Source organism: Tenacibaculum pacificus, assembly GCF_027941775.1.
Classification (GTDB): Bacteria; Bacteroidota; Bacteroidia; order Flavobacteriales; family Flavobacteriaceae; genus Polaribacter; species Polaribacter pacificus_A.
Genome location: NZ_CP115917.1, coordinates 1,279,214 through 1,292,188 on the forward strand (window position 1 = coordinate 1,279,214; position 12,975 = coordinate 1,292,188).

Genomic DNA, 12,975 nt, shown 5'->3' on the forward strand with positions numbered 1-12,975 from the left:
AATATTTTATTTCTCGTCATTTTCTATAAAATCAATCAAATCAATTTCTTTCATTATTTTGTCGGTTTGTGTTAAAGCAACGATAATTTTATTATAATGAAAAATATCTTCGTAATCTAATTCTCGTCCTTTACGGTCTTTTAACCACTTTTGAGCAGGTTGATAACCGCCAATATAAAATTCCCAAGCAACTAAAGGAACATTATCAAAATAATTGATATCGTTTATCCAAACTTTTCCGTGTGTATCGGTTACAGCTTCATAACCAATATCTGTTTTTGTTAATTTTCGGGTAATTATATTATCGCCATCGCCTAAATATTGCGTAATTGCATCTTCTACAATTGGGCTTTCTAATAAATGAATTTGGCGTATTTCTCCGCCTAATTTTACCAAGTCCCAAAATGTTTTTTCATCTTTAGGAAAAGGAACTCTAGGGAAATCTATCTTTAAAAATTCTTTGTACGTTTCTCGATAATTTGGCGAGTGTAAAACGGCATAGATATAATCTAAAACATCAATTGGGGCAAAAGTTTTTGCGGTTTCCTCTTTCTCATTCGTGAATTTTAAACCTAATTTTTTAGCAATTTTATTGATGATTTTTTTATCTAAATTTGGAACTCGTGCTATTGCTTCTCCTTTTTTATCTTCGGAAAAAATATCAGTATCTTTTTTTTCTTCGGGATATAAATAGAGAGGGAAAACTGAGCCACCACCACGATAATATATATTTTGGTCGGAAATTTTATTAGTTATAAATGATAGATTCCATTGCATATTTCCAACAGCTTGACCTTGCCGTCCTGATATTAATGCAAAGTTTTTACCATCTTGCATATTTTTCATAATTCTATTTTGACTATATGCAAAAAAACCTTTTGGTTTACCTGTAAAATATGTCCATCTATTGTCAAAAGGGCGATAAGTAATTTTTTTGAAATTATATTCACTATAATTTATAGTTAAATCTTCTTTAGCTTTTGCTAAAATCCAATCTCTACTATCTTTTTTTAGATTATAAATTTTACGTAATTCTAATTCATCATAAGTTTTAAAATTTTCAATTGTTTTATTTAATGATGATTTTTCGAACTCAATTGTAACACTATCATTTTTTGATAAAACACCTAAAGAAGTTTGATTAAATAATTGAGTAAGATAAATTCCTTTATTATATTCATCTTCTGCTTCAAAATCTTTTTGCACCATAAAATAATTGGGTGCTTTGTTGGGTAATTCAACAAAATTTATTGATTTTAAATTATTTTCAGTAAGAAAAGAATATTTAAAATCACGTTTTCCGAATAAATCATAATGAAAAACTTTTCCTAATTCGTGGGCTTTTTTCTTTCCTGTTTTAATAAGAAACGTAATTGCTACGCCTTGCATAATATCAAACACATTTTGGTCGGGCGAACCATCGGGGCAGGTTTCTTTTTTCTTTGAATTTCCGTGTAAATCTATGGTATAAATTTTATCGTAGGTTTTTAATAAATTCCAACGCATTCCTCTAAAAGTTGGATTGTCTAAAAAACCATGCGGATTGATAAAAGCTAAAACACCGCTTTCATTTTTTTCAATAAAGTGTTGCCCAAAACGCATAAATTTTACATAATCATCATTTATAAATTTGGAATTTTGTTCTTTTAATTTAATTTTTCCACCAGGTTCTTTTTTATAATCTTGCATTAACTTCATAATCCAGTCACTTTTATTAGAACTTTCACCGCTATACGGCGGATTTCCAATAATACACATCACAGGGGCATCTCTTTTAATAGCATTTGCTTGGTCGGCTTCATCGGCTAACCATTTACTAAATAAGTTATTACTATCTTTGTGGGCTTCTTCTAAACTATTGGTTAAAAATATTTTAAAACGTTGGCCGTCTTTGGGCTTGTAGCCAGTTTCTGTGAGTAGCATATCCATTTTAAGATGCGCCATTGCATAACTTGCCATTAACAATTCAAAACCATTTAAACGAGGAATTAAATCTTTAGAAACGTAGTTGCTCCAAATTCCTTGTTGTCCTTTAAATTTTTTGTGAATGTGTTTTATAACTTCGGCTAAAAAAGTTCCCGTACCTGTTGCGGGGTCTAAAATTTGTACTTTGTGTACTTCTTTATCTACCTCTTTATAACCACTTTTAGAACGTTTATCATTAGTAGGGATTTTTACTTTTATTTTAGTTTTGCTAGTGTCGGCTATCCCTTGTGCAAGGTTAAATTCTGATTTTAGTACATCATCAACCGCTCTAACAATAAAATTAACTACGGGTTGCGGTGTGTACCAAACACCACGAGATTTTCGCAAAGCAGGGTTGTATTCTCCTAAAAACGTTTCGTAAAAATGTACAACGGGGTCTTCTTGTTTGGTGCTTTTACCGAAGTTTTTCATGATGTCGGAAACATCGGAAGCTAAAAATATTTGTACTAATTCATCTACAATCCACGCAATACGGTCATCTAAATCGAAGCCCGCAATATCTTGAAAAAGTTTACGTAAAAACGGATTACTTTTTGGAATTAATTCGGCGGCTTCTTGTCTTGAAAAATTTTCTAATGTTGGGTCGTGATATCGGGCGGCAAACATTCCGTAAGCGATTGTTTGTGCATAAATATCGGCAAAAGCTTTGTTATCAATATCATGAATTAGCATTTGTTGAAACGACAACATTTGCGATTTTATATTCGAGCGATGTTCATTTTGGTCATCTTTATTTAATGATTTTTCAATGATATTCGCCATTAATTTGGCTTTACCCGCCATCATTTGCGCCAATACTGTGGGCGATTTTATGGTTTGCGATATTATCTGTGCAAAATTTTTTATCAGTTGTGTAAACTGTTTAAAGTTTTCAGGGATTCCAACAATTTGCCCATTTTCAATTTTAGCGATGGCAATTTTTGTGGTTAATTCGCCATTTCTATAAAACTGAAATTCTAGATAATCGGTAAAAGCTAAGTTTGTTAAACCAGCTTTGTATCTGTCGAATTGTTCTTTTAGGGTTTTACTTTTTAAATCGATTCCGATATCTTTCGCTTCAATATACCCGATAGGAATATTTTTGCGTGTTAATACGTAATCAGGCGCACCACAGGCAACTCTTGCGGGTTCGTTGGTTACTAAAACATCGGGCAAAATTGCCATAATAAGATTTTGTAAATCGCCTCTGTAAGAGTGTTCTCGGGCATTACCAGTTATAAAAAGCGTATTTATTTTGGTAATGTATTCTTGTATTGTCATAGTATTTTTTTCTAAGCAATTTAAATGTAATCAAATAATTATTTTGATTTTCTTTAGAGTTAGTTTAAACTTCATTTAAAAAAAATTCCTGTTCGGGTATTCATCTTTTTCATAGAAGGCACTCTTTATTTTTACGGATAAAAGTATCATTTTATTAGCAAAAATTATCAAAATAAGGATGTAAAACTAAAATAAATTTAGGTAAACGGATAGCCTAGCCCCGATTGAAGCTTTGTTTGAGCTCTTTTTTATTTTTTCTTTTAAAAAAATAAAAAAAGCGAGTGCGGAAAGCGGGAAATTGCTTCAAAAAAAAGCACAAAAAAAGGAAGTACAAATATTGTACTTCCTTTTTATAAATATGTTGTAAAATATATTATGAATACATTTTCTTTCTTAATTCTTTAACTTTTGGGTCAGCTAAATAATCATCAAAAGTTGAATACTTATCAATTACACCTTTTGGCGTTATTTCAATAACTCTGTTTGCTACGGTTTGCGCAAACTCGTGGTCATGAGTAGAGAATAAAACCGTTCCTTTAAAGTTAATTAAAGAGTTGTTTAATGCTTGAATAGATTCTAAATCTAAGTGATTTGTAGGTTCGTCTAACATAACGATGTTTGCTCTTGTCATCATCATTCTAGATAACATACAACGAACCTTTTCCCCTCCAGATAAAACATTACTTTTCTTTAAAGCTTCTTCTCCAGAGAAAATCATTTTACCTAAAAATCCTCTTAAAAATACTTCTTCTCTTTCTTCTTCTGTTTGTGCGTATTGGCGTAACCAATCTACTAAATCTAATTCTCCATCTTGGAAAAAAGATGAATTATCCGAAGGTAAATAAGATTGCGTAGTTGTTACTCCCCAATTATATTTTCCTGAGTCTGCTTCTTCGTTACCTGATATAATTTGATAAAAAGTAGAAACAGCTTTCGAACTTTTAGAAATAATTGCAACTTTATCTCCTTTATTTAAATTGATGTCAACATTGGCAAATAATGGTTCACCTTCAAATTCTTTAGATAATCCTTCGATGTTTAAAATTTGATCTCCAGCTTCTCTATCTCTATCAAAAATAATTGCAGGATAACGACGACTAGAAGGTTTAATTTCATCAACATTTAACTTGTCTATCATCTTCTTACGAGAAGTAGCTTGTTTAGACTTTGCCATGTTTGCCGAAAAACGACGAATGAATTCTTCTAATTCTTTCTTTTTATCTTCTGATTTTTTATTTTGTTGCGCTCTTTGCTTTGCCGCTAATTGACTAGATTCATACCAGAAAGTATAATTTCCTGAAAAATGATTAATTTTAGCAAAATCAATATCAGAAATATGTGTACAAACAGCATCTAAAAAGTGACGGTCATGCGATACAACGATTACCGTGTTATCAAAATTAGCTAAGAAATTTTCTAACCAAGCGATTGTTTCAAAATCTAAATCGTTGGTAGGTTCATCCATAATTAACACATCAGGATTACCAAACAATGCTTGTGCTAATAAGATACGTACTTTTTTCTTAGAATCTAAGTCGGCTAATAAAGTATAATGGTCTTCTTCTTTAATACCTAAATTAGATAATAATGTTGCAGCAGCAGAATCGGCATTCCAACCATCCATTTCTTCAAAACGAACTTGTAACTCCCCTATTTTCTCTGCATTTTCATCGGTGTAATCAGCGTATAAGGCATCAATTTCCGATTTAATTTTATATAATTCTTTATTTCCTTTTAATACAGTATCTAAAGTCGTAAACTCATCAAAAGCATAATGATCTTGCGTTAAAACAGACATTCTTTTACCTGGTTCTAAATGAACATGACCAGATGTTGCCTCTTGTACTCCTGATATAATTTTTAAGAAAGTAGATTTTCCCGCTCCGTTTGCTCCGATAATACCGTAGCAATTTCCTTGTGTAAACTTAGTATTTACTTCATCAAACAAAATACGTTTACCAAACTGAACTGATAAATTAGAAACTGATAACATTTATAGTTTTTTTTAATTCGAGTGCAAAAGTATAAAATATACTTGCGTAAAAAGAATTTGCAAGGAAATATTTAACACATTACATTTGATGCCGATAATTCGTTTTAACAACGAATTAACAACGAAACTATGAAGATTTGTTTATTTTTGAACAGAATTCTTTATAAAGTTAATAACTACTAGCGTATGACTAAATATATAACTCCCTTTATATTAATTTCATTATTTATTGGATGTAATATACCTAAAAAACCAGAAATCACTTATTTTGGAGGTAAAATTATAAATCCGAAGTGTGGTTATATTACTTTATCAGACAATTATAAATTTAACGATACTATTTATTTAAAGAAAGATAATAGTTTTTTAGGCTCTTATAAAGATTTTAAAAAAGGATTATATGTTTTTGGACATGGTCCTGAACATCAATATGTGTATTTAGAACCTAAAGACAGTTTACTTTTTAGATTGAATACTTGGGATTTTGATGAATCGTTGGTTTTTAGCGGAAAAGATGCAGAAAGAAACAACATGTTAATTGAAGCTTTTTTAGAAAAAGAAAAAGATGAAAAGAATTTTTATAGACTTTATAACCTTTCTCAAGATAAATTTTTAAAAAAAATTGATTCTATAAAAAAAATTAAACAAGAAAAACTTGTTTTTTTTAAGGAAAATGCTAAAAATAAAGTATCAAAAGAGTTTATAGAAATACTAAATATAGCTTTACTATATCCTGTTTATACTTATTTAGAGCAATATGCTATTCATAACTTTACTAAAAAAGTTCCTGAAAAATTAGTACCTTCTTATTTTGATTACCGTTCTAATATCAATTCAAAAAAAGATTCTTTAATTTTTTATAGTCCTTATTATGCTTTAATGATTGATAAATTATATAATGATGTATATCTTAAAGAAGGTAATTCTGAAAACTTTACATTAAATTTATTAAATAATATTAATTCAAATATTTCTTCTGAAGAAATAAAAAACAAACTGTTATATAATACTGTTATTAGTCATTTTTTTAAAGAACCTAATAGTCAAGATAAAAATAAAACATTTTTTACTTTCTTTAAATTAAATACAGATATAGACCAGAAGAAAAATATTCAACGTTTAGTTAATGACCTTAAATTATTAAATAAAGGCGATAAACTACCTCCTTTTAAGTTAATAAATGCAAAAGGAGAATTAAAAAGTATATCTAAAATTATAAAAGGTAAAAACGCAGTTATTCTACTTAAAGATAACAAATATGCTTCAGATGACTGGATTGCTTCAAGAACTAACTATTTGATAAAAAACAATCCTAATATAACCTTTATTGTAATCAATTTATGCGATACATCTAATAAATATACCAAGGAAATACCTATTAAACATCAATATACACTACCTAAAAATAGTAAAGTTTGTGATTTTTCTACAAGTAAGTTTCCTCGTATGGTACTAATTGATAAGCAAGGTATTATCAAAAATGGATATACAAGTTTATCAGCTAAAAACATTAATACAGAGGTAAGCAATTTACTAAAAAATAAATAATATTTGTTACTTCGTGTAATTTAGCGTAAATTTGCGGGATTTTATTCTTGTATTAGAATAAAGTTTAGATTATTAACTACCAGATTATTAGCCATATAATCTATTGTCCAAATTAAAAATCAGATTTACAGATACTGGCATCTGCGAATCTAAAAGAACACAGACGTATATATGTCAACATTTTTAGATTTAGGCTTAAAAGAGCCTATCAACAAAGCATTAACAGATTTAGGTTACGAAAAACCAACTGTAATTCAAGAAAAAGCAATTCCTCAAATTATTTCATCTACGGCTGACTTAAAGGCATTTGCTCAAACAGGAACAGGTAAAACAGCCGCATTTAGTTTACCTATTATAGAGCAAATAGATGCTTTAGATAAAAATACACAAGCTATTATCTTATCTCCTACTCGTGAACTTGCTGTTCAAATAGGAAATAACATTAAAGATTTCGCTAAATACATACCAGATTTAAAAGTGGTAACGGTATATGGTGGTTCTAATATTGAAGAACAAATAAGAGGCTTAAAAAGAGGCGCTCAAATTGTTGTAGGAACTCCTGGAAGAACTGTCGATTTAATAAATCGTAGAGCTTTAAGATTAGGAAACGTAAAATGGTTAGTTTTAGATGAAGCTGATGAAATGCTTAACATGGGGTTCAAAGATGAACTTGATAAAGTATTAGACGCTACTCCTGAAACAAAACAAACTTTATTGTTTTCAGCAACTTTCCCAAGAGAAGTAGAAGCAATTGCTAGAAACTACATGGATAACCCTGTTGAAATAACATCAGGAGAAAAAAACCAAGGTTCTGATAATGTTACTCACGAGTATTATGTAGTAAACGAAAGAACTCGTTACCAAGCATTAAAAAGAATTGCAGATGTAAATACTGATATTTACGCAATTATTTTCTGTAGAACAAGACGTGAAACTCAAGAAGTAGCTAATAATCTTATTAAAGATGGTTATAGTGCTGATGCGTTACATGGAGACTTATCTCAACAACAAAGAGATAGTGTTATGGGGAAATTCCGTAAGAAAACAATTCAAATTTTAGTTGCAACTGATGTTGCTGCTCGTGGATTAGATGTTACTGAATTAACACACGTTATTAACCATAAATTACCAGACCAAATTGAAAACTACAATCACCGTAGTGGAAGAACTGGTAGAGCAGGTAACAAAGGTATTTCTGCTGTTTTAGTTAACAATAAAGAAAAAGGTAGATTACGTTCTATTGAGCGTATTATCAAAAAGAAATTTGAAGCTAAAAAAGTACCTACTGGTAAAGAAATTTGCCAAAATCAATTAATGCATTTAATTGAAAAGGTAAAAGCTACAGAGGTTAACAATGAACAAATTGAAGAGTTTTTACCTAGTATCTATGAAAAATTAGAGGATTTAACTAGAGAAGAATTAATTCAAAAATTCGTTTCATTAGAATTTAATAAGTTCTTAACTTATTATAATAAATCTGATGACTTAAACGATATATCTAATAAAGATAGTTCAAGAGCTAGAGCAACAGATGAAAACATGACTCGTTTCTTTATCAACTTAGGTAGAAAAGATAAATTAAATCCAGCTACATTAATTGGATTAATTAACGATCAGAAAATTGCTGATAAAATAGAAATCGGAGCGATTGATATTTTAGATACTTTCTCTTTCTTTGAAATAGATAAAAACTTTGAAAAAGAAACTCTAGAAGCTTTTAGCGCTAATGGTGCTGATTTTAACGGAAGATCTGTAAACATTGAAATTACCAAATCTAATCGCGGTGGCGGTGGCGGAAGAAAACCTCGTGGTGGTGGATTCGGTGGAAGAAAACCTCGTAGTGGTGGAAGTGATAGAGCACCTAGAGGAAGAGCACCTAGAGATAGAGACTCATCTTCATCTAGTAGAAGTGGTGGTGATTCAAGAAGACGTAGCGATACAGGTTCTTCACCAAGAAGAAGTAATGGTGACGGTGCATCTTCAGGTTTTGGAAGAAGACGTAGTAGAGATTAATTATAGTTTCTTACATCATATAATAAAAAAGACAGCTCAATTGAGCTGTCTTTTTTTGTTTGATTTTTTATCAAAATAACAATAAAACCCCGCTCCTATTTTTATACTTTTTACTTGAAAATATAATACCTTTTATCTATTAAAAAAAAGTACTTTAGATGTGAAAACTTATAACTAAAATTAATGATATCTAAATTAACTACAAAAAAAATAGACTTTTTAAAAAATCATTTTAAAACATGGATTGTTACTGATAAGTGTCAAGAAACATTTGAACATATTTTAAAAAGAATTCAAAATTTTAGAGTTTTAGAAGAAGACGAAAAAATATCTTTAGAATGGGAAAAAGGTTCTTTATTTATTGAATTTCAAGGCACAAATTGGAGTGATGAACCAGAACCTGTATGGGCTATCTTTTCCCCTACTGATAAAAATTATACAGAGACTAAAGATTCTATAACCAATTTACATAAAGATATATTACTTTTTAAACCTGAATCAGACTATAAAAGATTGAATTTTCCGTCTTTTATGTACGAACATTTTATTGAAGATCAAGAAGAAGAAGATATAGATCGTTATATAGAGTTTTGTGATTTAGCACAAGATTGTGTAGTTGCTGATACGGAGAATTTAAATTCATTTAATGAACCAAAACTTTGTTTTTTTAGTCATGGTGATGATTTAAATGATCTTGATCCATACGAAGGACAAGATGCTGACGCTAAAGAGTCATATAATTATGGTGGATTTATTCTTCGAATGTTAGCACATATAATATATGACAATGACGCATCATCAGAAATGGAAAAATTATATGAAGAGTTTTCTTCTTAATCTAAAATAAAAAAACCTGAACAAATAATTGTTCAGGTTTTTTTTATGCTGTTTGTAATATTTTTATTGATTTCCTAAAATAATAGGCATTCCACTTTTACCTGCACCAATTAATACAACTTTACTATTTGGTGATTCTGCTAATTTTAAAGTAGCTTCAATACCTTTATCTTGTAAAATCTTATCAGTTAAAGAAGCACTTAAAATTTTGTTTGCATCAGCTTTACCTTTTGCTTCAATAATTTGTTTTTCAGCTTCTTTTTGAGCGGTAACTAATCTAAACTCATATTCTAAAGATTCTTGCTCTTGTTTTAATTTACGTTCAATTGCTGTTTTAATTGTGGTAGGTAAAGTAACATCTCTAACTAAAACTTCATTTAATTGAATAAACTGTTTGTCTAAAATCTTTTTGGTTTCTACAAAAATTTCTGTTTGAATTACATCTCTTTTACTAGAATATAATTGTTCAGGAGTATAACGTCCTACAACACTACGAGCTGCTGAACGAATAGCTGGTTGAATAACTCTTGAAATATAATTCTCTCCTTTTTCCTGATGTAAAGAACCTATTTTATCAGATTGAGGTTGAAACCAAGCAGAAGCTTCTAATCTAATTTCTAATCCATTTGATGATAAAACTTGCATTTTTTCAAAAATCTCTTGCTGACGTACTTCGTAAATAAAAACTTTATTCCAAGGTGCTACAATTTGAAATCCCTCACCCATTGCAGGTTCATCGGTTACGACACCACCGCCAAATGTTTTATATAAAACACCTGCTTGTCCTGATTTAATAGTTACAGTTGATTTATTAAAACCTATAATTGCGATTACAGCGATTATTCCTAAAAGAAGACCTCCTTTTGGTAATTGAAAATCTAATTGTCTATTATTATTCATTTTTATAGTTTAATTTATTTAAACTCAAATGTACAATTAATCTTTTTTAAATTTGTGTAAACCTAAAGCATTAAAATAATTAATGTACATGACCTCCTACAGCTCCTGCTTGTTGCAATAATTTTCCTTTTAAAATATGTGCTCCTTCGGTAACTATTTTAATATCAAAATTATTTCCTTGAATGGTTTTTATAGCTACAAAACCATTATCATTATTACCTAAGGTAACTTTTAAATGAGTAAATTCAACAGCACTTTCTGCCATAAAAATAAAGCTTTCTCCATCTTTTTCTATAATTGCGGCTTCAGGAACAGTAAATTTTTTTTCACCACCTAATAACACATCGGCATTAATAAACATTCCCGATTTTAAAATATTTTGTTCATCTTCAAAATGCCCATGAACATTTACTGTTTTAGTTTTATCATTTACTTTTTGACTAATTAATTTAATATAACCTTTATATGCTGTGTCAATTCCTGAAGGTTTAAAAATAAACTCATCGCCTTTTTTAATTTTGGTAATATCTGTTCCAAAAACATTTAATTCGGCATGCATATGGTCGGTATCAATAATTTCCATCATTTCCGAATTTGCTGATAAAAACATTCCTTTATTTAAATTATTTTCTACAACATAACCAGAAATCGGTGATTTTATGTAAACATATTGTTGAATCCCATTTTTTGAAATACTACTTGGCGATAAATTTGCCATCTTTAATTGTGAAGCATAACTATCTACTAAACTTTTTGCCGAATTACATATTCCTTCTGATATTTGAAACGATTTTTTTGAAGTAATTTCATTTTCTAATAACATTTTTTTACGCTCATAATCGGCCTTTGTAACATTGTAATTATTAATTGCTTCTAAATACGAATATTGCAATTTTATAAAATTAGGATGTTGTAAAACTGCAACGGTTTGCCCTTTTCGCACTTTATCCCCAGGTAATAAATCGGTTCTATATACAAACGATTCTAAAGGAGCGTAAATAGTTGCTTTACTTTGCGGAGGAACTTCTATTGTACCTGTTACAGAAATTCTATTTCGTATTTTTCGTTGCGAAATTTTGGCTACTTTTATATTTGCAAATGCTACTTGTGCGGTTGTTAAATGCAATTCATTTTCTGCGTGTTCTTCTTCATTTTCTTTTACAGATACCACAATTTTTTCTTCGGATGTATGATAGTGTCCTGTATGGTCTTCTTTTTTTGATTTACAACTGATAATCAATATTATTAAAACTAGTATTGTGATAAGTTTTTTCATCTTTTTATATTTTTGTCTGACTAAATCGACTAAATAAAAGTCGAGCCTTTTTTAATTTTTGTTATTTTTGTGTATAAAATTCGTAGCTAATTACTGTTTGATTATAATTATTAATCAATAACAGATAATTTTGCATCACCTGAAAATAAATATTAAAACTTTGATTATATTGATACGCATCTATTTCGCCAGCCGTATATGCTAATTTTAGTTTTTTAATAAATTTCTTAGCCTTTATTTTCATTCTATCAATAGGAACTAATTCAGTTTTTAAATATTTTATTTGTTCTTGTAAACTTTTAAAATTATTCTGAATAGCTACTTTATTAGCTTCATTTTCAAATGCTATTTCTTCGGATATTATTTTTTGCTGTTTAATTTTAGCATTGTTAGACCAAAATGATAACGGAATATTTAATCCGATATTAAAACCTGTATAATCCGTTGAATTTCCTGTTTTTCTATTGATAATTCCAGCTGTTATTTCAGGGAAATAAGATGATTTTGCAACTAAAATATTCTTTTCAGCTACTTTTTTTCGTTTTGCTAACGTTGTTAAAAAGGCTACTGAAAGACTATCTTTTTGATTATCTTGAAGTGAAACGATCTTTTTTATAAGAAATTTTGTTTCAGGAACTATGGCTGTTTTAATCTGTAATAATTCTTTCAGTTTATTTTCTATCTGTGTAAAATTCTTATAAATAGTACTTTTTTTAGATTGAGTTCCTAAAGATTGTAAGACTGTTAAATCATTTTCTAAACCTCCTATTTCGCCTGCATCGTATAATTTATTAGAAATACTTTTTATCAGATTACTATTTTTAGTTTGTTCTTCAAGTAATGAAATAACTCCATATAAATAATGCCATTGCTGGTATAAACTTCTAGCAGTTCTAATCGTTTCTTTTATCGAAATATCATTTTCTAAAATTGCTAATTCAATGTTTTGAAATCGCTAATTTTCTTTTTTGAAGATGTGTTAAAACAGCGCCAAAATTTTGATTTGCAGACCATTCTTTTTCCGATAAACCAGCACTAATTCCAACATCTTGATATTTTAAAGAAATAGGTTCTAAAGTAATTGCACTTGCAATACCTGCTTTGTTTTTAGCGATATTTAAATCAGATTTATAACGAGCTACTGATTTTTTTAAAGCGATAT

The 12,975-nt window shown here is 29.2% G+C and carries 8 protein-coding genes; 3 read left to right on the forward strand and 5 right to left on the reverse strand.

Features of this window, described 5'->3' with window-relative positions:
- Window positions 1-6: 6 nt before the first annotated feature.
- Window positions 7-3,246 carry a type ISP restriction/modification enzyme gene (locus PG913_RS05855; RefSeq protein WP_271232034.1) on the reverse strand — a complete coding sequence of 1,080 codons (3,240 nt, stop codon included), beginning with the start codon at window positions 3,244-3,246 and terminating at the stop codon, window positions 7-9.
- Window positions 3,247-3,619: 373 nt separating this feature from the next.
- Window positions 3,620-5,239, reverse strand: a complete 1,620-nt coding sequence (locus PG913_RS05860) for an ABC-F family ATP-binding cassette domain-containing protein (protein ID WP_271232035.1) — start codon at window positions 5,237-5,239, stop codon at window positions 3,620-3,622.
- Window positions 5,240-5,425: 186 nt separating this feature from the next.
- On the opposite strand from PG913_RS05860, the gene PG913_RS05865 reads away from it, so the two are divergent.
- The 3 genes from PG913_RS05865 to PG913_RS05875 all read left to right on the forward strand — a co-directional run bounded on the left by PG913_RS05865 (window position 5,426) and on the right by PG913_RS05875 (window position 9,637).
- Window positions 5,426-6,787 (forward strand): hypothetical protein, encoded by a 1,362-nt coding sequence (locus tag PG913_RS05865; protein WP_271232036.1) that lies wholly within the window; start codon window positions 5,426-5,428, stop codon window positions 6,785-6,787.
- 171 nt (window positions 6,788-6,958) lie between these two features.
- Window positions 6,959-8,800: a DEAD/DEAH box helicase gene (locus PG913_RS05870; protein ID WP_271232037.1), complete on the forward strand. Its 1,842-nt coding sequence runs from the start codon at window positions 6,959-6,961 to the stop codon at window positions 8,798-8,800.
- A gap of 183 nt (window positions 8,801-8,983) precedes the next feature.
- Complete coding sequence (locus PG913_RS05875) at window positions 8,984-9,637, forward strand: hypothetical protein (protein ID WP_271232038.1); 654 nt, start codon at window positions 8,984-8,986, stop codon at window positions 9,635-9,637.
- A gap of 63 nt (window positions 9,638-9,700) precedes the next feature.
- Here the strand turns inward: PG913_RS05875 and PG913_RS05880 are convergent, their stop codons facing one another.
- From PG913_RS05880 to PG913_RS12925, 3 genes are all read right to left on the reverse strand, one after another.
- Window positions 9,701-10,537 carry a prohibitin family protein gene (locus PG913_RS05880; protein ID WP_271232039.1) on the reverse strand — a complete coding sequence of 279 codons (837 nt, stop codon included), beginning with the start codon at window positions 10,535-10,537 and terminating at the stop codon, window positions 9,701-9,703.
- 79 nt (window positions 10,538-10,616) lie between these two features.
- Complete coding sequence (locus tag PG913_RS05885) at window positions 10,617-11,813, reverse strand: efflux RND transporter periplasmic adaptor subunit (RefSeq protein ID WP_271232040.1); 1,197 nt, start codon at window positions 11,811-11,813, stop codon at window positions 10,617-10,619.
- 61 nt (window positions 11,814-11,874) lie between these two features.
- Window positions 11,875-12,756, reverse strand: coding sequence for a TolC family protein (locus tag PG913_RS12925; protein WP_333780816.1), 882 nt, complete (start codon window positions 12,754-12,756; stop codon window positions 11,875-11,877).
- Between the last annotated feature and the right edge of the window lie 219 nt (window positions 12,757-12,975).

What these genes read in the sequence shown, in the direction of transcription:
- PG913_RS05870 (WP_271232037.1), top strand. Translation starts at nt 6,959, where the DNA reads ATGTCAACATTTTTAGATTTAGGCTTAAAAGAGCCTATCAACAAAGCA.
- PG913_RS05855 (WP_271232034.1), bottom strand. Translation starts at nt 3,246, where the DNA reads ATGACAATACAAGAATACATTACCAAAATAAATACGCTTTTTATAACT.
- PG913_RS05875 (WP_271232038.1), top strand. Translation starts at nt 8,984, where the DNA reads ATGATATCTAAATTAACTACAAAAAAAATAGACTTTTTAAAAAATCAT.
- PG913_RS05880 (WP_271232039.1), bottom strand. Translation starts at nt 10,537, where the DNA reads ATGAATAATAATAGACAATTAGATTTTCAATTACCAAAAGGAGGTCTT.
- PG913_RS05860 (WP_271232035.1), bottom strand. Translation starts at nt 5,239, where the DNA reads ATGTTATCAGTTTCTAATTTATCAGTTCAGTTTGGTAAACGTATTTTG.
- PG913_RS05885 (WP_271232040.1), bottom strand. Translation starts at nt 11,813, where the DNA reads ATGAAAAAACTTATCACAATACTAGTTTTAATAATATTGATTATCAGT.
- PG913_RS05865 (WP_271232036.1), top strand. Translation starts at nt 5,426, where the DNA reads ATGACTAAATATATAACTCCCTTTATATTAATTTCATTATTTATTGGA.